General features: G+C 46.3%; 15 protein-coding genes. 7 read left to right on the forward strand and 8 right to left on the reverse strand.

All coding sequences use genetic code 11. The features are described from left to right. Positions 1–6: 6 nt before the first annotated feature. A complete protein-coding gene (locus AABA75_RS03565) occupies positions 7–621 on the reverse strand; it encodes a hypothetical protein (RefSeq protein WP_425325562.1) in 615 nt (204 codons plus the stop codon). Positions 622–950: 329 nt separating this feature from the next. Here AABA75_RS03565 and AABA75_RS03570 point away from each other — a divergent pair, with 329 nt between their 5' ends. From AABA75_RS03570 to AABA75_RS03590, 5 genes are all read left to right on the forward strand, one after another. Further along, the gene (locus AABA75_RS03570; protein ID WP_338291145.1) at positions 951–1277 is read left to right on the forward strand and encodes a DUF1801 domain-containing protein; all 327 of its coding nucleotides are present in this window, start codon (positions 951–953) and stop codon (positions 1275–1277) included. A gap of 59 nt (positions 1278–1336) precedes the next feature. Next, positions 1337–1846, forward strand: coding sequence for a GNAT family N-acetyltransferase (locus AABA75_RS03575; protein WP_338291146.1), 510 nt, complete (start codon positions 1337–1339; stop codon positions 1844–1846). A 47-nt stretch (positions 1847–1893) separates the two neighbouring features. Beyond that, on the forward strand, positions 1894–2592 hold the full coding sequence (locus AABA75_RS03580) for an alpha/beta fold hydrolase (RefSeq protein WP_338291147.1): 699 nt from the start codon (positions 1894–1896) through the stop codon (positions 2590–2592). A gap of 4 nt (positions 2593–2596) precedes the next feature. Further along, the gene (locus tag AABA75_RS03585; protein ID WP_338291148.1) at positions 2597–2977 is read left to right on the forward strand and encodes a hypothetical protein; all 381 of its coding nucleotides are present in this window, start codon (positions 2597–2599) and stop codon (positions 2975–2977) included. 349 nt (positions 2978–3326) lie between these two features. After that, the gene (locus AABA75_RS03590) at positions 3327–6398 is read left to right on the forward strand and encodes an FG-GAP-like repeat-containing protein (RefSeq protein WP_338291149.1); all 3072 of its coding nucleotides are present in this window, start codon (positions 3327–3329) and stop codon (positions 6396–6398) included. Positions 6399–6518: 120 nt separating this feature from the next. On the opposite strand, the gene AABA75_RS03595 is transcribed toward AABA75_RS03590, so the two are convergent. Then, on the reverse strand, positions 6519–7934 hold the full coding sequence (locus tag AABA75_RS03595; protein WP_338291150.1) for an FAD-dependent oxidoreductase: 1416 nt from the start codon (positions 7932–7934) through the stop codon (positions 6519–6521). An 11-nt stretch (positions 7935–7945) separates the two neighbouring features. Next, positions 7946–12412: a glutamate synthase large subunit gene (gltB, locus tag AABA75_RS03600; RefSeq protein WP_338291151.1), complete on the reverse strand. Its 4467-nt coding sequence runs from the start codon at positions 12410–12412 to the stop codon at positions 7946–7948. Positions 12413–12897: 485 nt separating this feature from the next. On the opposite strand from gltB, the gene arcB reads away from it, so the two are divergent. Next, positions 12898–15297, forward strand: coding sequence for an aerobic respiration two-component sensor histidine kinase ArcB (gene arcB, locus AABA75_RS03605; protein ID WP_338291152.1), 2400 nt, complete (start codon positions 12898–12900; stop codon positions 15295–15297). Here the strand turns inward: arcB and AABA75_RS03610 are convergent. The 3 genes from AABA75_RS03610 to AABA75_RS03620 all read right to left on the reverse strand — a co-directional run bounded on the left by AABA75_RS03610 (position 15294) and on the right by AABA75_RS03620 (position 17855). Next, on the reverse strand, positions 15294–16346 hold the full coding sequence (locus tag AABA75_RS03610; RefSeq protein WP_338291153.1) for a flavin monoamine oxidase family protein: 1053 nt from the start codon (positions 16344–16346) through the stop codon (positions 15294–15296). The two genes, arcB and AABA75_RS03610, sit on opposite strands and share 4 nt — an antisense overlap. Next, complete coding sequence (locus AABA75_RS03615; protein WP_338291154.1) at positions 16346–17074, reverse strand: cupin domain-containing protein; 729 nt, start codon at positions 17072–17074, stop codon at positions 16346–16348. The genes AABA75_RS03610 and AABA75_RS03615 overlap by 1 nt, the downstream gene beginning before the upstream one ends. 103 nt (positions 17075–17177) lie before the next feature. Continuing rightward, positions 17178–17855 (reverse strand): SDR family NAD(P)-dependent oxidoreductase, encoded by a 678-nt coding sequence (locus AABA75_RS03620; RefSeq protein WP_338291155.1) that lies wholly within the window; start codon positions 17853–17855, stop codon positions 17178–17180. Between the two features lie 234 nt (positions 17856–18089). On the opposite strand from AABA75_RS03620, the gene AABA75_RS03625 reads away from it, so the two are divergent. Next, the gene (locus tag AABA75_RS03625) at positions 18090–18644 is read left to right on the forward strand and encodes a TetR/AcrR family transcriptional regulator (RefSeq protein ID WP_338291156.1); all 555 of its coding nucleotides are present in this window, start codon (positions 18090–18092) and stop codon (positions 18642–18644) included. A 672-nt stretch (positions 18645–19316) separates the two neighbouring features. Here AABA75_RS03625 and AABA75_RS03630 read toward each other — a convergent pair. Both AABA75_RS03630 and mgtE read right to left on the reverse strand, forming a co-directional pair. Further along, on the reverse strand, positions 19317–19769 hold the full coding sequence (locus AABA75_RS03630) for a YHS domain-containing (seleno)protein (RefSeq protein WP_338291157.1): 453 nt from the start codon (positions 19767–19769) through the stop codon (positions 19317–19319). 121 nt (positions 19770–19890) lie between these two features. Further along, positions 19891–21255 carry a magnesium transporter gene (gene mgtE / locus AABA75_RS03635; RefSeq protein WP_338291158.1) on the reverse strand — a complete coding sequence of 455 codons (1365 nt, stop codon included), beginning with the start codon at positions 21253–21255 and terminating at the stop codon, positions 19891–19893. Positions 21256–21346 lie beyond the last annotated feature (91 nt).

Raw genomic sequence — 21346 nt, forward strand, 5'->3', positions numbered from 1 at the left:
AGGTTGTCAGTCGGGTGAGTGCTGCAACGAAATGGTTTTCTTGGCGTCCACAAGCTTCGCAATAATAGCTGGGTCTGTATCCAGTTGAGCGGCTAAATAATACCCTTGCGCCAATTCAGGTACCGTCCATACTACATCCCAGTTGAGTGGGTCTTGATTAAGTAGCTCTGCTTTACTTTTGAATAAATGCTTATTGGTTACCACAAAATCTGCTTTTCCTGAAAAAAGTAACTTAAACACAGAGTTGAGGTTGCTGCTGACTATGAGATGTCGTCGCTCTTCAAAGCCCAAGGTGGTTAGTGTTTCGTAAACCAGATCCTGGCGCAACACCACAGTTAACCAATTCTTAGCATCTTCAATGCTTTTTATCTGATATTGACTGATCGGCTTACGCCCATAAAAACCAAATGCATTGGTTCCTAGTTTTTTTATCCAAATGAATTTGTCTTCTCGTTCTGGCGTGCGCACGATGGAAAAAATAAAGGTATTTTTGCGTTCCTGAGCCATCTTATAAGCCCTGGCCCATGGGTAGACTTCTACCGGGGCTTGCGCTAGTCCAGATGCAATTTTTAAGTTGTGTACTAAATCGAAGTATTCGCCGGTAAGTTTATTATTTTCCATGTATTGTAGAGGTGGTAAATTCTCCGTAACAAACAAAACTTCGGGTTCCGCATTGCTGTGAATTGCATGGAGGAATGCGAACAATACCAGCAATGTTTTGCTGGTAATTAAGCGTACGTTAGATGAAAAGATGATGTATTCTCTGATTCCGGTTTGGTGTCCTTTACTCTAGTTCAGAGAAAGCCATTCCAGCAAGTTAACATTGACAACTGAAACTAAAATCGAGCCTGATGAGATTCAGCATACAATAATGTCTGATTTTATAGCATGTGTAATGGGGTGGTTTTTGTTTTGTGTTTTAACCGCATTTTTAAAAGGGAGCTGCCACCATGGAAAATCACCCAATAGATTTAGTTTCTATTGCCAATGAACTTGAAGCATTCGTGCAAACCTGCGTGCCTGACAGTACCAGCGTGAGTAAATATGGCGGTACGCTATTTACCTTAAAGCCCGAGGAGAAAGAAGGGCAATTTTGCGGTGTATTTGTGTATTCTGCCCACGTGCAGTTGTCATTGAGTCATGGGCCTTTGTTAAAAGATGAGCGCAAGATACTCAAAGGAACAGGAAAGTACCGACGGCATGTTAATTTCAAAAGTCAGGATCAAATTGATTATGCCTATCTCAAAGAACTAATCATCCAGGCTGCCAGTTTTTAAAGTCACCGCTTAGCAGAACAAACCATTTTTAGCTTAAGAAAAATTTACGCCCGCGAAAAATGATTATCCCAACAATTGAAACCGAAAAACTAAGTTTAGTGCCGCCAACACTAGAAGCTTTTTGTGTATATGAAGGGTTCTATACCGATGCTGAAGCATCAAAAGCCTATGGTGGGCCCATTACAACGGAACAAGTCTGGGCCAGATTGAAGGCCGATATTGGCTCCTGGTACATGCTGGGGTTCGGTGTTTGGGTGATTCAACGCAAGTCAGATAATAACTATATTGGTACCTGTGGATTTTGGCAGGGTAAAGAATGGCCAAAGGAGTTAACCTGGTGGGTGGCACCCCAAGGACGAGGCCAAGGTGTCGCAACTGAAGCCTCAAATGCGGCACTATTGCACGCTTACAATGAGTTTGGTTGGGATACGGTTGAAACTTACATGAATGATGATAACCGGGCTGCCCGTGCTTTGGTTGAAAAGCTCGGAGGTAAAAAAGTCAAACGAGCTGTGTTTACTGATGGCTTGAGTCGGGATATCTACCAAATCCCAAAACCGGGCTTATGAGGTAGCAAGAGTATTAATGCCGAGCATTTATTTTTCAAGGAGGTGCAGTGGGTAAAAAGTTGTATTTAATTCCAGGGACCATGTGCAATCAAAAGCTATGGGACCGAGTGGTTCCATATTTACACAGCTCGATAGAGTTGGGTTATTTGGCTATACCGCGAGGTAAAAATTTCGATGAACTTGCAGCTTACTATCACCAAATCCTTAGCGATGACAGGGTAAACCTGATAGGGTTTTCACTGGGGGGCTATATTGCCACCTGGTTCGCAATGTTATACCCCGAGCGCATTGCAAAATTATTTGTTACCTCGAATAGTCCTTGCAGTCTGTCGACAGAGGAGTTGAATCTGCGTCGCGATACACTGAAATACGTCGAATCTCATGGCTACAAGGGCATGAGTCGGAAAAAAGCCGCGAATATGTTGGATGAAGCTAATAAAACAGAAGGTCTGATTGATTTGATTTTGGAAATGGATAGCGATTTGGGGGAAGCTGAGTTTATTAGTCAGTATCGTTATACATCGGACAGAGTCGATCTTGCTTCCGCCTTTAAACAATTCCCTTTTAATACAATCATTTATTACAGCGAAAACGACAGGCTGGTGAATTCGGAATGGCTCAAAGGGCTTGCCAATGTAAATACCAAGCTATCCGTCATTGCTACCTCGGGATACGGCCACATGTTACCACTGGAAAAGCCCCGCGAGTTGGCAAATCATATCAATACATGGATGCATTTGGATTAAAAACATGACAAATAGAGTTCAAAGAACTTTGTTACACATCAGTATTCTGCTGGCGCTGTTTAATACTGTGATTTTTGTTCGCCCACTGTTCGAACCGGTAGGTGATTATCTTATGGTTATCATCGTGGCGATTTCTTTTTTAGTGGGTCGTAAGGCCCATAACATTGCCGATTTTGCACCCGCAATGGCCTGGTTGAATGTGCCGTTAGTTTTGTTAATGACAGGGCTGTTGCTGTTGCAGATAGCTTATCACCCTGCATTGCGATACGGATTTAATAAGCCTGTGACAGCGCTCGTGACGCTTCTTGTCATCATTTTGCTGGTGCTGATAGCAGTGTTTGCTCCCGGGCGAATCAAGCCTTCTCACAAAACGCCTGAAAACTGATTGTTTGCTAGCGAAATAGTTTCCTCTGTATACAAAAAAGGTCAGCACTGCTGACCTCTTTGAATGGTGCTTTACCGAATCACACGTTGAGGTAGTCCACAATGCCATCGGCGGCTTTGCGGCCTTCGTCGTTAATAAGCTGATGGATAAAATATCTGCATGTTGTACTCAAATGAGGTTTTGCGTGAGATACAAGTGCTCATGATTTTTCGTTGCCTCATAACCCATGGGCGGGAGGATTTAGAACGGTTGTGGATGAAAATTCTCCTAAATTTATCCTTCTCAACCATTTACGCTGCTTGTGGAACACATTAAGATGTTGTTTTTTAAGACAATAAAGGGACTTATTTTGCGCTTATTTAATGCTCGATTATGTTTTTCCAATGTTTTTGCCCGCCCGTTTATAGCATTAATTGCACTTACATTCGGCATTTTTCATGCACAAGGAGCTGAGCTTGAGCCTTTTGTTTTGGATGCGAGTTGGACGCTACTTAGTACTCAAGAAGGCGTAAAACGTTATGCTGGAGAGAAGCCAAATCAGCCTCATTTACCGCAAATCATCGGGGATACCGCATACTGGATAGCGGGCAATGGATATAGCGATGGTAGTCAGGCGACAAATCAGGTTTTAGCAATGGATCTTAACTCGGGTGAAATAACCGAGTTAACAACGATGGGGCCTAATTTTTTGCGTGGTAACGCTACGACGGAGTACAAAGGTCGCTTGTTGTCGGTGGGGGGAGCAGGCAATTTTGTTAATCACAACCTCAATTACGTCATGTCTTATGATACTGGCAATGGAGAATGGCGACAGCACAATGCGGCTCCGTTAGCCCGTGAAAATGCCATGGCTGAGCAGTACAACGGGAAGATTTATGCATTTGGCGGTTGGGGGTTCGATAGCTTTAACAGAGCGATTGTACGCTTAAATGATGATGGTTCGTTTTATACTGATGTTGAAGAAAGCGCAACGTGGCGAAAAGAGGTTCAGGTTTATGATATTGCCTCAGATACCTGGTCTATATTAGGGGATGCGCCAACTGATGAGCCCTTTCGGGCGAGTACCATTGTTGAAGATACTGTCTATCTGAGCGGCGAAGTTGATTGGGTTACGGCAAATGATACGTTGCATGTTTTTGAAATCGATTCCGCAAATTGGAGTACTCTCACCATACCAGCGCCTTTGGTGAGCAAAAAACTGGTTTCAGTCGGTCATCTGCTATTGGTGTATGGGTTAACTGACTGGTCGATGGTGTCTAACTCGTTGTGGCAAAGCTATATTTTCGATACGCGAGAGCAGACATGGTTCGAGGGATTAGCGTTACCTAATGCTGAGAACCTCACTTCGGTATTCGCCTTAGCAAGTGAAGGTGATGCTCTTTATTACTTCGAATACGCAGAAAACCCATGGGATAGCGCGAATAAACAAGTGTATCGATTAGACTTTAATACTGGTACGTCGGCAGATCAGGAATATCAGCCATTTGAAGAGCAAACTATTACTGAATTTGCCATCGACAACGGAGATGTACTAGCAATTAACGAGGCTGGCACAATAGCCAATCTGGTGGTGGCGGATTGGCAGGATTATGATGATGTCTGGAATGGTCGCGGTGATGAGGCGCAAAAAGCTGCATTAAAACGCCTTACTCAGTCCGTGTATACCCATCTCGAGGATCAATTTACCTTCATGTTTTTTGTATTCGACGAGCCTGAACATGCCCCTTATCCAGCGCCTTATGGTTATCACACACCGATTCAAAATGATATTGAGGGAATTGGTCAAGGTATCTTCGATTTCGCCGAGGCTTATGGTAGTGCCGATATGTTGGAAAGTATCGTGGTGTTAGGTGCCGCTGACGATATTATTCACGGGCCATCTTTACATGAGCTTGGACATCGCTGGGGGAACTATTTAGAGGGCAGTCTGGATGCGATGCGTCAACTGGGATGGGTAGCCTGTATGGCACCTGATTTGATGCCTTATCATTGGGGGTTATTGAGTAATGGTGGTCAACTTGGCGGTTGGCATGAAGAAGATCTCAATATGGGAGATGACAATAGTGCAACCTATCTCCTCAATGATGGAGCTGAAGGTTCGGCTGGATTCCGGGGAATTGGTCCGGGTAACAATTTTATTGGTTATAGTAATCTTGAACTGTACTTGATGGGCCTGTTACCTGACACCGAAGTTGGGGAACTACGAGAACCAGCTACTGCACCAATTGAATTAGATATTAATCCGCTGTTTGTGATTGATAGTTTTAATCAAATTTCCATGGATACCGTGATTCAGGAAAACGGCGCCAGAGTACCTGATGTAGGGGAAGCTGCAACGAGCTTTAATACCATGTTTGTGGTGCTATCAAAAACGCCGCTGAGTCAGTCAGAATGGCATAATTATCACCTGCAAGTGAATAACTTTACCCGAACAGAACACGATGATTATTTACGACTGAATAACTTCTGGGAGGCCACTGACGGCAAGGCGAGTTTAGTGGTGCCCAATCTCCATGAGGCTTTGCTTAGCAATTCTGGTATACAGTATACCAGAGGTGATTTTGATGGTGATGGCAAAGCAGACGTCGCGGTGCGACGCCCTTCAATATTCATGCAATATATTTTGAATTCGCAAGACGGTGAAATTCAACGGCATAACTTTGGGAAGAGTAACACCGATATTCCGGTGTTGGGGGATTTTGATGGTGATGGCTTAAGTGATGTTGCTGTGAGACGACCGGGAAACAGTACCTGGTACATTCTGAATAGTTCGGACCACCAAATCCAGCGTATCCGTTTTGGTTTACAGGAGCAGGATATCCCGGTGCCTGCGGATTACGATGGAGATGGCAAAACCGATGTGGCAGTTCGCCGGCCCGACACACACATGTGGTATATCCTTAACAGTTCTGATAGCAATATTCAGCGTATTAATTTCGGGTTACAGGAGGCCGATATTCCGGTACCCGCTGATTATGACGGTGACGGTAAAGCTGATGTTGCAGTAAGACGTCCCTCGACGCAAATGTGGTACATATTAAATAGTTCAGACGGGGAGATTCAGCGTATCAACTTTGGTTTGCAGGCTGAGGATATTCCAGTTCCGGCTGATTATGACGGTGACGGTAAAGCTGATGTGGCAGTGAGGCGGCCCTCTACTCAGATGTGGTATATCCTGAATAGCTCCGATGGGGAAGTTCAACGTGTTAGTTTCGGTCTACAGGAGCAAGATATCCCGGTGCCGGCTGATTATGATGGTGATGGCAAAGCTGACGTCGCGGTAAGAAGACCTTCCAATTATATGTTTTATATCCTGGGTTCTTCAGATAATGAAATTCAGCGCGTGAATTTTGGGAAGAACGAAGCGGATGTTCCGCTTTTGGCCACACCTGTAACATTAATGGAAATGACGGCACAATAGTAAACCAGTTATAAATGGCTAGCAGGTTACTATGAATGTGGCTGAACCCATTAGCCGCAGGTTATTCCGAAAACAAAAAAGGTCAGCACTGCTGACCTTTTTTAATGGTGTTGAACCGAATCACACGTTGAGATAGTCCAGAATGCCATCGGCGGCTTTGCGGCCTTCGTCAATGGCGGTTACCACCAAATCAGAACCTCTGACCATATCGCCACCGGCAAAGATTTTCGGGTTGCTGGTTTGATAGGCGTATTTGCCTTGGGCTGGGGCGCGAACCCGGCCTTTTTCATCCAAGATAATACCGTAATCAGCGAACCAGTTAGCCGGACTGGGTTGGAAACCAAAGGCCACGATAACTGCATCAGCTTCCAGTACATGCTCTGAACCTTCCACAGGCTCAGGACGACGACGCCCGGCGGTATCTGGTGCACCCAGTTGAGTTTTCACCAGCTTAACCCCAATGGCTTTGCCTGATTCATCCACGGCAATATCCAGCGGCTGTAAGTTAAAGCGAAAATCCACACCTTCTTCACGAGCATTGGTGACTTCCCGTCGGGAACCCGGCATGTTTTCCTCGTCGCGACGATAAGCACAGATCACGCTCTCAGCACCCTGACGAACAGATGTGCGCACGCAGTCCATCGCGGTATCACCACCGCCTAATACCACCACCTTCTTGCCTTCCATGCTGATGTAATCGGCAGGATCTTTTTCAAGGTTCATAATGCGGTTGGTATTGGCGATCAAAAACGGTAGGGCGTCGTAAACTCCCGGCGCCGCTTCGTTATCGAAACCACCTTTCATGTATTTGTAGGTACCCATGCCAAGGAATACCGAATCGTACTCGTTGATCAAATCCTGGAACTGAATGTCTTTACCTACTTCGGTGTTGAGTACAAACTCCACACCCATTTCGGTAAAGATTTCGCGGCGCAGTTGCACCACTTCTTTTTCCAGTTTGAAAGACGGAATACCAAAAGTCAGCAGCCCACCAATCTCCGGGTATTTATCAAATACCACGGGCTTAACACCATTGCGCACCAGAATGTCCGCGCATGCCAGACCTGCAGGACCAGCACCCACAATGGCAACCTTCTTGCCGGTGGGCACAACATCCGACATATCCGGACGCCAGCCCATTTTAAAGGCCGTATCGGTGATGTATTTCTCGATACTACCGATGGTTACTGCACCAAAATCGTCGTTAAGGGTACAAGCGCCTTCACAGAGACGGTCTTGCGGGCATACTCGACCACACACTTCTGGCAGGCTGTTAGTTTTATGGGACAGCTCCGCGGCTTCGAGGATACGCCCTTCATTCGCCAGCTTTAGCCATTGAGGAATAAAGTTGTGAACCGGGCACTTCCATTCGCAGTAAGGGTTACCGCAGTCCAGACAGCGATCTGCCTGACCTTCGGTTTGCGAAGCCGATAGCGGATGATAAATTTCACCAAAATCTGCGCGGCGTACGTGCACCGGCTTCTTGGGTGGATCGATTCGTTCAACATCAACAAATTGATAAACATTCTTAGCCATAATTTACTCCGTTACTGCGCCTGCACTCGTAGCTCATTGGATGAGCGACTGATATGGCCAAGCAGGTTTTTCACATCACTGGTTTTAGGTTTAATGAGTCTGATCTTGCCCAGGTAATCAGCGAAATTTGTCAGAATTTTCAGAGCGTGTTCGCTACCTGTTTCTTCGTAATGCTGATCCACTAAGCCGCGCAGATGTTCGGATAAAATGATCTTGTCACTGATATCCAGAATCTCTACCAGCTCCTGGTTAACCCGGTTTTCCAGATCGCCCTGCTCATCAAGAATATAGGCGAAACCACCGGTCATACCGGCACCAAAGTTAACGCCAATTTTACCCAATATGGCAACGATACCGCCGGTCATGTATTCACAGGCGTTATCTCCGGCACCTTCTACTACCGCAATGGCACCTGAGTTACGCACTGCTAAACGCTCACCGGCACGGCCTGCTGCAAAGAGTTTGCCGCCCGTAGCCCCGTATAAACAGGTATTACCGATAATGGCACTGTTGTGGGTGTCGTACTCAACGCCTGCAGGAGGATGGATCACCAGCTTGCCGCCTGTCATACCTTTACCTACATAGTCGTTAGCATCACCTTCCAGACGCATTTCCAGGCCGCCCGCGTTCCATACGCCGAAGCTTTGTCCTGCGGTGCCTTTAAAATTGATGTTGATGGGATAATCCGCCATGCCTTGGTTGCCATAGTGACGGGCAATAAAGCCCGACAAAGACGCACCCACAGAACGGTCGGTATTGCGAATATTAAAGTTCAGGCTAATACCGGATTTGTTCTGCACGGCAGACTCGGCGCGGGCCAATATAGCCAGGTTCATGTCGCCGTTATCCAGTGGTTTGTTGGTAACCTCTGAACAGAACAAACGGGTGTGAGAGCCTGCTTCGGCTTTCGCCAGCATCGGTTTAAGATCCAGCTTGTGCTGCTTGGCATTGATGCCATCCAACACTTCCAGATACTCAGTGCGACCAATCAAGTCATCCAGGCGTTGTACACCAAGGCTGGCTAGAATCTCGCGTACTTCCTGAGCGATAAATTTAAAGTAATTCATCACCATCTCAGGTAAGCCGATAAAGTATTCGCTACGTAGTTTTTCGTCTTGGGTTGCTACACCTGTCGCACAGTTGTTAAGGTGACAGATACGTAAGTACTTACATCCTAGTGCCACCATAGGGCCAGTTCCAAAACCGAAACTTTCGGCGCCCAGGATCGCCGCTTTAACTACATCCAGACCTGTTTTTAAGCCGCCATCGGTTTGCACCCGTACTTTGTGGCGCAGGCCGTTTTCTACCAGCGCTTGCTGAGTTTCTGCCAGGCCTAGCTCCCAAGGACAACCTGCGTATTTAACCGAGGTGAGAGGGCTGGCACCTGTGCCGCCGTCGTAACCCGATACCGTAATCAAATCGGCATAGGCTTTGGCAACACCTGTAGCGATAGTCCCTACACCCGGCTCTGATACCAGTTTAACCGAGATAAGTGCTTTGGGGTTGACCTGCTTCAGGTCGAAAATCAGCTGGGCCAGATCCTCAATAGAGTAAATATCGTGATGGGGTGGCGGTGATATCAGAGTTACGCCTGGTACTGAAAAACGCAGTTGCGCGATGTATTTATTGACCTTGTCACCAGGTAGCTGTCCGCCTTCTCCGGGCTTGGCACCTTGAGCGACTTTGATCTGGATAACATCGGCGTTCACCAGGTAATGAGGGGTTACTCCAAAGCGGCCTGATGCCACCTGCTTAATCTTAGAGTTGCGGGAGTTGCCAAAGCGTTTTGGATCTTCACCGCCTTCACCTGAGTTGGATTGTCCCCCCAAGGTATTCATGGCAATGGCCAAGGCCTCGTGGGCTTCCGGGCTTAACGCACCAATCGACATGGCGGCGCTATCGAAGCGCGGGTATAAGCTTTCGGCTGGTTCCACCTGTTCCACTGCTATCGGCTCTTTGCCTGTTTTCAAAGTTAACAGGTCGCGGAAATGCGCTGGGGAACGTTGGTTTACCAGATCGGCAAATACCCTGTAGTCGGCATAATCACCGGACTTAACCGCTTTTTGCAAACTGGTGACCACATCGGGGTTGTAGGCGTGATATTCACCGCCGTGCACGTATTTAAGTAAACCACCGTGGTTGAGCTGTTTGCGCTTAAGCCAGGCGATGCGGTTTAAGTTTACCAGGTCTTGTTCAAAATCACTGAAACCTGCACCCTGGATGCGCGAAGGCACACCGCGGAAACAGACCTCCATTACCTCGTCTGCAACACCGACCAGCTCGAACAGTTTAGAGCTGCGATAACTGGCCACAGTAGAGATGCCCATTTTGGACATGATTTTAAATAAGCCTTTATTAATACCTTTTCGGAAGTTAGTAAAGGCTTGCATATGGCTCATATCCAGCTCGCCCTTATCTACCATTTGCTCAATGGTTTCATAAGCAAGGTAAGGATAAATAGCTGTGGCCCCCAAACCCAATAACACCGCAAAATGATGAGGATCACGGGCTGAAGCGGTCTCTACTACGATGTTGGCATCACAACGCAGTGATTTGTCCACCAAACGGCGCTGCACCGCACCGACGGCCATCGCCGCCGGGATAGGTAGACGGTCTTTTTTGATATTGCGATCAGACAGCACCACAAACACCGCTTTTTTCTTTTTCACCAGGTATTCGGTTTCGTCACATACCCGCTCGATGGCGCGTTTCAAACCTTCTTCCGGTTTGTAATTTAGATCCACCACTTCTGAGTAGTAATGCTCTGGGTCGTATTCTCTTAACTGCACCAGGTCGGTGTAGGTGAGGACAGGCGACTTGAATAATACCCGGTCGGCATAACCCGAGGTTTCGCTGAATACATCTTTTTCGCGACCTATACAGGTGGCCAGCGACATTACGTGATTTTCACGCAATGGGTCAATTGGAGGATTGGTAACCTGAGCGAATTGCTGGCGGAAGTAATCGTATAAAATACGTGGCTTCGAAGACATGACTGCCATTGGCGTATCGTCACCCATGGAGCCCACAGCTTCCTGACCATCTGCAGCCAACACCTTGATGACTTGCTGCAATTCTTCGTAAGAGTAATTGAATAGCTTGTGGTACACCCCGAGCTCATCATCAGAGTAAGTGCGTTTACCAATCAAGGTTTCTTCGTATTCTTCGATGGGTTTTAAACGACGAATATGGTTACTGATCCATTCTTTGTAAGGATGGCGACCTTTCAAGTCTTCGTCGATTTCATTGCTGCGCCAGATTTTACCAGTTTTGGTATCCACAGCCAGCATTTCACCGGGACCAACCCGGCCTTTTTCAACCACATCGGTGGGTTTGTAATCCCAGATTCCGACCTCTGAAGCAAGGGTAATAAACCCGTCTTTGGTAATAACGTAGCGTGCCGGACGCAGACCATTTCTATCGAGGTTACAGGCTACATGGCGGCCGTTCGTTAGCACAATACCCGCTGGACCGTCCCATGGCTCCATGTGCATGGAGTTGAACTCGTAAAATGCCCTTAGGTTTTCATCCATGGTTTTGTCATTTTGATACGCTGGTGGCACCAACAAACGCATGGCGCGGAATAGATCCATACCGCCAGCTAAAAACAGTTCAAGCATGTTATCCAGTGACGAGGAATCTGAGCCTTCCATATTTACGAAAGGCGCGGCTTCTTTTAAATCTGGAATAAGTGGCGTGCGGAACTTGTAGGTTCTGGCTTGTGCCCAGTCGCGATTACCTCGGATGGTATTGATTTCACCGTTGTGCGCCAGGAAGCGGAATGGCTGTGCCAGAGGCCACTTAGGCAACGTATTGGTTGAGAAGCGTTGGTGGAAGACACAAATCGCAGATGCCAGGTCTTTATCAGCGAGGTCCAGATAAAAACGCGGCAGATCTTTCGGCATCACCAAACCTTTGTAAATCGATACCAGGTTTGACAGGGAAGCGATGTAAAAATCCTGGTCTTCGGCTAATCGTTTTTCGGCGCGGCGACGGGCCATGAATAACCGACGCTCCAAATCAACAGCACGCCAACCTTGTGGGGCATTAACGAATACCTGTTTGATCTGAGGTACACAAGAGGAGGCCAAATCACCCAGAACTGATGGGTCAGTTGGTACTTCGCGCCAACCTAAAACGGCCAGTGTTTCGTTTTCTAACTCTTCATCGAGTATTTCCATCGCGGCTTGGGCTTTTTCATTGTCCTGGCTCAGGAATATCATGCCTACCGCATAGTTCTTTGCTAAGGTCCAGCCATGTTCGCTGGCGACTTTCTGAAAGAATGCGTCAGGTTTTTGTAATAAAAGTCCACAACCGTCACCAGTTTTACCATCTGCGGCGATACCGCCACGGTGTTGCATGCGGTCCAGGCCATGGATTGCGGTATGCACAAGACGGTGGCTTGGTTCACCGTTAACATGGGCTATTAAGCCAAAGCCGCAATTGTCCCTACTATCATTGGGATTATATAGTTTCATTAACTCAACTCCTTCAACCTAAGACTGGGCAGGGTAACTGTTCTCTAACCCAACGCTGTGTTGGGTTTCTTTCTATTGTTCGACTTCCGTGTTCTTATATTTGTCGTTTTAGGGGTAATCCAGTCTGGCTCGAATCTTTATGCAAATTATTTTCAAGCGGGCTGGTCAAAATAACTGGATTACAAAAATAAATCAATTCCTGTAATAATATTACATGGTGGAGAGTGGGATAAAAATCCTGTTTTTTCAGTTTAAATAGTTCTGATTCGATAAAATGTTGCAAAAGAGCCATCCAAACTAGGATAAATGTTTTGGTTTATTAGTTTAAAAAGTAACGGATATCTTATCTTGCCAGTAATTCTTATTCAGAATAGTTTAGAATATTTATGTTTATTATTTGAATAAACAATAGTGGTGCTTTTTTGCATCGTGGCGGCGGCCTGGAATCCTTGCTAGGATGCCCAAAAAATTGAGTGATTCGTTTAATGGCACTAAAACAGCAACACCAATCCAGTCAACCTGATCAAACCAAGCCAGAAAAAATTGATAGCTGGGCAGAAAAAGCTGCCCGCTGGATATCCCATTGTGGTGCCACCAAGAGTGCGTTGGTACTTTTTGTTATTAGTTTACTGGTCACCTGTATTGGCTCTTTGATTATCCGTTACGCGATAGGTGCGCACATTGAACTGGAAGATTTAATCACCGCTATTGTACTAACCTGCACTTTGGCACCTATGGTGTTTTTGGTTTTCAGCGCTTTAGTGAAACAGTTAGAGAAATCGCGACAACAGATGCAGGTTGCAGTCGCTGAAATGGAGCGGATGCGAGAAGCCGATGTGCTGCTGCATCAGGAGCTGCAGGATAATATTAATCGTCTCAACAACGAAATCGAAGCGCGCCAGCAAGTTCAATTGGACAGAGAAAAAGTCTTTGCCGAGCTGGAGAACCAAATGCACAACCGCACGGAAAAAGAAGAGCAGGCGCTGCGCTATTCTATTTTGCTGCGCTCTATTATTGATGCTTCTCCGGATCTAATCTATTACCGCAATGAAGAAGGTAAGTTTGCGGGTTGTAACCGCGTTGCCGAGCAAATGACAGGTAAAACTGAAGAAGAGCTCATGGGCCTGACACCTCACCAGGTTTACGATGAAGAATTAGCACGTCAGGTGGTGATGAGCGATAACGAAGTATTGGAAAGTAACGCCAGCATCACTGAAGAATTGTGGCTGCGCTTTGCAGATGGTCGTCGCCGTTACTACGAAATGCGCAAAGTACCGTTTTTTGATCCGAAGGGGAATCGTTTGGGGCTATTGGCTTTTGGGCGTGACATTACCGAACGCAAACAAGCCGCCGATGCGGTGAAAAAAGCCAGTAAAGACAAAACCGCATTTATTGCCACCATCAGCCACGAGCTGCGTACGCCGTTAAACGGCATAGTGGGCTTAAGCCGTATGTTGCGGGATACCCAGTTAAACAAAGAGCAATTCAATTGGGTCAGCACTATTTATGCCAGTGCCATTACCCTGGGTAATATCTTCAATGACATTATCGATTTGGATAAAATCGAGCGGGATCGCCTCGAACTGCAGCTCAAGACCGTTAACCTGAAGGAATTCTCTCAGGAGCTGGGTAGTATCATTGAGTTACTGGCCGCTGACAAAGGCCTGGTGTACAAAACCCATCTTATAGAACCAATTCCCCCTTTTCTGGAAGCCGACGGCACTCGCTTACGTCAGATCTTATGGAACTTACTGTTTAATGCTGTCAAGTTCACTCAACAGGGGCATGTCAGTCTTACCATTGAAGCGACGATGCCAGAAGATGGTGTCTCACTGGTGACCTTTAAAATTACCGATACCGGGGTGGGAATACCGGAAGAGGAACTAGAAAAAATCTTTGCCATGTATTATCAGGTGGACCATCCTAATCACAAAAGTGCCACCGGAACTGGTATTGGCCTGGCGATATGCCAGCAAATGGTATCCATGATGAAGGGCCATATTTCGGTGAACAGCGTCTTGGGGGAAGGCACCAGTTTTACCGTTGAAATCCCTATGGAGGTGAGTTCTCAAGGTATTCGCACCCAGCAACTGATGTCGGGTTCACTGGATATCTTGCTGGTGGAAGATATTCAGCTCAATGTGATGGTGGCTAAAGCCTTGCTGGAAAAGCTCGGTCAAAAAGTATCGGTAGCCATGACCGGAGAAGACGCTCTGGAGCAGGTACGCAATCACCACTATGACCTTATTTTGTTGGATATTCAGTTGCCGGATATGAACGGCTTTGAAGTGGCCTCGATTTTGTGTGAAGAAGGACTGATTAAAAACACCCGCGTAGTGGCACTGACCGCCAATGTCATCAAAACTCGCCAGGAGTACCTGGATAATGGTATGGACGATGTTATCGCCAAGCCTATTAAGAAAAGCCGGGTGATCGAAGTATTTAATAAGCTATTTGCCGAGAACGAGCCTCAAGCACAAAAAGCGGCATTATCAGAACCAGTAGTAGCGCCTGACAAACAACTTCATGCGGCTTTAGACATGGAACTGCTGGAAATGCTGTTGGATACCATTGGCATCGATATGATGCAAAACAGCTTGACGGTATTTGAGCAGATGATGCCGAATTACCTGGAATTGTTGCAATTGAGTTTAAGTGCTAAAGAAAAATCAGAAGTGTGTGGCCATGCTCATAAAATAAAAGGGGCGGCGGGTTCGGTGGGACTGGCTGCGGTGCAAAAGGTAGCGAATAAGATTCAACAGGGAGACCATCCTGCGTGGTGGCAAAACGTTTACGACTGGGTAGACGAACTACAGCAGGCTTACGAGCACGACCTGCAGAAACTGAAAGACTGGATGGCCTCACAAGACAGTGATATCGACTAGCTTATGTCGATTAATTGCAGGGCGCTGTCTACGGCGTCCAAGGCGCCCTCCAGATAACCTGGCTCGGATTGACTAAACTCCGAGCCGACAAAGTACAGGTTCGGTAGCGCTTCGTTTTGATAAAGTTGCTGCAGATTGACATGGTTATGCAGGGGGGATTCACCGATATCAGCCATGCTGCAAATATATGGATTGTTGCTCCAGTCCATCAAATGGTCGGATGTTGGGACGGCCTGTTTTCCATAAATACTGAGCAGTTGCTGCCTACAAGCTGCTTTTAAATCTTCTGAAGGTATATCCTTGCGTTGCTGGGCGTCAAGTCCCACAAAACCAAAAAGGGCAGAGGTTTGGCCCGGCATGACGGCATCATGTATCTCTACTAATGGTCCTCTATGACTAATGGCAAATCCGGAAAGACCATATTCTCGCCAGAATGAGGTCTCAAAGATGGCAATGTATTTTGCCTGTGCCGACATCCAGGTTTGCTGTTGTTGCATGTGGGTAATGGCATTTTCAGATAACCAGCTTTTTGGCGTCAGGTGTTTAACTATCATACGTGGTGGCAGGGCCAAAAATAGCCTGCGAGATCTCACCTTTTCATTGTTGTTTAATAATACCTGCCAGCCATTATCGATTTTTTCCAGCGCTTTTACCTGGCTACTAAAGCGCAGGTTTTTTCTTAGTAACTGAGCTTGTAGGGCATTTATCAACAGCGTTATACCGCCTTTAATCCGAAAACTCGTGCCTTGCTGATAATGCATCTTTTGAATAGGGGCATGGGGCTCGGCAGGCTGGAACAGGGTGTCGCCGTCAATGTATTGCTCGAACACATCAACCTGAAGCTCTTGCGTCAGAGCTTGCATTTTAAGCTGATGAGGCCAAAACCAGGTGGGGCCTGCATCTATTGCACAATTTTCAGAAGCTGGCTGTATTCTTCCACCGGATTGGGCACTAGCTTCAAGCAACAAAAAGTTTTCGCCTTGTTGTTGCAGGCGAAAAGCGCAAAACAAGCCAGCAAGACCGCCACCAATGATCAGGTTATCTATCACTACAAGTGTCCTGTTTTTAGCAATAAACGGCTACCTTTAGCAATAGTGAGTTCTGCTGCTTTACCCGCTGCAATACGCAGCCAGTCGCCGGTTTTATATTTTCGTTCATTGATATTTGCTTCGCCGTCTAATAAAAGGAGTTCGATACCTTTAATTGTTTCAGGGGGCGTAACCGTCGTCTTGTCTGAGACTCTGACATAGCTCACCTGTTCGTAGTCGTTAAACAGGATTTGACCCGTTAAGCCGATGTGCAATGGCTTGTGGTCTTTGATATTGTCAGACAGTAACTGGACAACGTTTTTCCTGTCACCAGGCTGAAACTGTTGCAGCTTCACCCAAATCATACAGCCGTCGACGCTTTTTGGGGCGTGTGACGATCCCGGTGGGTTGCGCACATAGGTGCCAACCGGATAATCCCCGTGCTCGTCTGAAAAAATGCCACTGAGCACCAGAAATTCTTCTCCCAGTGGATGATTATGGGCCGCGAAATGGCTGTTGCGCGCATAGGCAACAATACTCGTTGCCCGGGTGGTTTGCTCGCCGCCATCACGCTCCAACATCAAGCGTTTTACGCCTTTTGCGGGGGAGGGCAACCAGTTAGATTGACTGGAATCTACACTGGCATCCTCGGTGAGCACCTGATTTATTTTCACTGGTGCGACGGCTGCCTCTGGAAGTTTTACCGATTGGCTTTTCTGGTAAAGTTCATGCCAATATTTGTCTAACATAGTGGTTCCCCGCATTTTATTATCACTAATGGGAACGGCTGCAGATTATTCCCGTTCCCTGGTTCTCTAATCTTTTTGACTAGACTGATTGAGTTGGGTTGGATCAATTGCGTCCCGCCATTACACCACCGTCAACATCTAATATAGTGCCTGTTACCCAAGATGCTTTATCTGACAACAGGTAGCTGACCGCGTTGGCCACATCTTCTGCTCGACCAATACGGCCAATGGGGTGAAAGTCGTTGAAACCTTGTAGTGCTGACTCTATCTCATTTTCTTCAATGAAGGATTTGTAGATAGTGGACAGCACTACCGCAGGCGCAACTGCGTTCGCCCGAATGTTATACTCAGCTAGTTCCATGGCCAGGTGTTGAGTCAGGGAGTGTAAACCTGCTTTTTGCATAGAGTAAGCCGAGGAAGGAGTTGCTTTGACTGCCTGGTGGGCCCACATCGAACCAATATTGACTATGCTACCACCGCCATGGGCTTTCATGTTCTTAGCTACTGCTTGGGTAATGAAATAGAAGGCTTTATTAATGTCCATCTGGGCATTGTAATCTTCTGCACTGGACTCTATAAAAGATACCGGCTTAAAGAACCCCGCCGCATTGATTAATTTATTGATGTGACGCGAGTCACTCTCTACTGTCGTAATAAAGCTTTGTACCTGATCAAAGTCATAAAGATCAACACTGACAGTTTCCACTTTCCCGCTGAAGTCGGCTTCAAGTTCGGCTTTGACTTCCGCCAATTGACCGGCATTTCTTGCCAGCAGTAGCACGTCGTGCCCATCAGCTAAAAGTTGTTGTGCCCCGCTGCTTTGCCCATACCTGCTGAGCCGCCTACGATTAATGCAATTTGATCTGCCATCATTTTCTCCAATGTGTTTTTTACTGTTTAAAGCTACCTATCGGTAGGTAGGTTTAGTTTGTGGTTAAAGTTTGTGCTTGTCAATGCCTATCTACTGATAGATAATTAAGTCACTGATCTCAGAGAAAAATTAGTCAGACTTGTTATGAACAAAAAACAGCAATTGCTAAAACTTGCAGAAGAAAAGGTGCGTAAAGGCGGCTATAACAATTTTAGTTTCCGGGAACTTGCCAATGAAGCCGGAATTAAAAGCGCCAGTGTGCACTATCATTTTGCCACTAAGGCAGACTTGGGGGCAGAGTTGGCGGCGTCCTATACAGATAAGTTCATATCAGCTTTAGGAGAACCTGATAGTTCGGCAGGCAATCCTGTATCGCGCTTTGTTGATGCATTTCGCAGCGCACTTAATATTGATCAGCAAATGTGTTTATGCGGTTTATTTGGCGCCGAAAGTGCCGGATTACCCGAAAAGGTACAGCGTGAAACACAGTTATTCTTCGAGCGTAATATTTGCTGGTTAACCCATGCTTTTATGAATTTGTCTCAGTTAGATGAAGTAATAGCGAAGCAAGAAGCAGTAAAATTACTGGCGCTCCTGGAAGGCGCAATGCTGATGAGCAATACCATGAAAGACAATAGTTTATTCGAACTGGCAATCGAGGAGTTTGTCGAACAAAAAATTCAGTCGCCTTCAAGTTGAGATCGCCTTCTAATAAATTTCAGTAGGGGAGTTTTTAAGAGTCTGTCTAAGCTTATTTCGGAGTAACGTTCGGGGTTCCCTTTACACGCAGTAAGCTAAGTATTCAGATGGCACAATAATGAGAGGTATCAGGGAAGATACCCATACCAATAAGAAGCCCTCAGAATGCTACTCAGTGGAAATTGAAATGCTTTTAGACAAGGCAGATGCTTGAAGATCTAGTGGGCTAAATTAATAACATCTAACACAGTATTAAAGCATTTCAAATCCATCGAAGACGACACCCCAGCGGCTTATTTCTTTGTTGCCAACATGGATGTTGGTAAGGGGCGAGAGCAGGATGCGGGAAGCTTTGCGTGATATTCAAAAGACCACCAGTATTTTTTCAATCACGCGCCTCGAACTAAGCTCGCAGGGATGTCGCTGAGCAAATGCTGGGGGCTACTTATTGGTATCATCATGCCAGTATAGGGACATACTGTCATTGATGGTCATTATTGTGCTGAATACGACGATTACGCTTTGCGTGTCAAGGGCTGCGGAGGATTCTTAAGGAGTGCCGCAGGCAGCATTCTCTAAGGCGCCGCCGCTGCCCCAGCAAAATAACATAACTACTCGAAGATATCGTGATTACTGCGTACAGTAATGACCAATAGTTCGAACTATTTGAAATTATAAATCGCCTGCCGGCACATCTTTAATTTCGGGCCAAAAGTCATCAGCTTTTACAATATTGCCTGCAACGTCTTTAAGCCAGTATTCATGCACGGTTTCATCTTTATTGACGTACAGTTGACCATCCACGATTTTGAAAGCTTTACCATTAACTTCAAACTTTTTACCGAAGCTGGTACCGGTTGAGCAGTAGCCACCGTAAGCTGGAGCATACTTTGCTGGATTAGCGTTAAACAGATCACGGTTTTGTGCTGAGCTGAAACGGTAAATGGCGCCTTGGTAAAGTGCGGTAATTTCTGCCATGCCGAGTACTGGTTTGTTTTCGGTGAAATAAGCTACCGCGTCATGCCCCGCTAAAATAACACCGTTCTCATCAGTTTCTGTATCGATGCCTGCAAAGACGTTAAAGCTGAGTATCAGGATAAATAGAGTTGCTAGTAATTGTTTCATGATTTAGGTCCGTTGATTAAAACTGTTTACAAGACCCAAGCGGTATCCTGAATATTTCTGATTTAAACATTATGAGTTAGCACATTTTGATTTGAAATTTTTTTGTGGGTCGAAATTGAATCTATAGTAGTAGCCAGGTAGCCGTACCCAAAAAGGCGAAAATACCGACGACATCAGTAATGGTGGTGAGAATGACACTACCTGCAAGGGCGGGATCGATTTTAAGTTTTTTCATTACGATTGGCAGAATAACGCCGGAGAGACCTGCGGCAATCATGTTTACCAGCATGGCGAAGGCAATAACCAAACCCAGCATATAATCTTGTTTCCACAATGCCACAACCGAGGCGATCAATACCGCCCATATCACACCATTAAGAAATCCAATCGCCAGTTCTTTACTGATCAGCCAGCGAGAGTTTGAGGCGCTGACATGGCCCAACGCCATACCTCGAATAACCAGAGTTAAGGTTTGGTTACCAGCGACACCACCCATACTGGGTACGATGGTATTTAATATGGCTAGCACCGCTAGTTGGCTCAAGGTGGCTTCAAACAGATCACTCACCATAGCGGCCATTAATGCCGTGAATAAGTTGACCCCTAACCAGATTGAACGACGTTGGGTACTTTTTAATACCGGAGCAAAGGTATCTTCTTCGTCTTCCAAACCCGCCATACTCATCATGGAGTGTTCGGCTTCTTCACGAATAATATCTACTACGTCATCAATGGTGATACGGCCAACCAGTTGGTTATTGGCATCGACTACGGGCGCGGAGAGCCAGTTATGACGTTCGAATAGTTTGGCCACTTCGGTTTCATCCATGTCCACCTTAATGACTTCCGGCTCTTCCTCCATTATCTCTTCAACACTAATCTCCGGAGCCGCAGTAATTAGGCTGGTAAGGGAAACCGTGCCAATGAGTTTGTCGTAGCGATTGGTGACATAAAGCATGTCGGTATCTTCCGGCAGCTCTTGTTTAAGCCTAAGATAACGCAAAATGACCTCAACACTCACTTCCGGACGCAAAGTGATGGTATCGGTATTCATGATGAATCCGGCGGTCCCCTCGCCGTAGGACAATGCCTGCTCAGCACGAGCCCGGTCCATGCTGTCCATGGATTCCAAAACGTCCTGAACTACTCTGTCAGGCAGACCGTGCAGCATTTCTGCAAGATCATCGGTATCCATGTCCTCGAGTGCATCCGCCAGCTTTTCAGGCACCATTTCCCGCATGATACCGTTACGTACATCTTCTGAGAGTTCTTCCAGAACATCGCCGTGATAATCGGTATCAATTAATTTCCACAGCAGAGATCGATTGCGTACTGGCGTTGACTCTAATAGCAGTGCAACATCTGCCGGAGGAATGCTATGCAGCATTTTACGCACATGAACAAATAAACCATTGCTCAGAGCTTCGTTAATGGCATCAAGCTGGGTAGTGACGTATTCTTGTTCTATTTTGCTCTGCTCTTTCACATTTTTCTCCGAAAAGAGAGGGGGATTTTTGTGAAATAAAGCCTTGGTTGCGCAGCGAATGATAAGATAAAAAGTTTAAAAAAATACACAT

This window comes from Planctobacterium marinum, from assembly GCF_036322805.1.
Taxonomy (GTDB): Bacteria; Pseudomonadota; Gammaproteobacteria; order Enterobacterales; family Alteromonadaceae; genus Planctobacterium; species Planctobacterium marinum_A.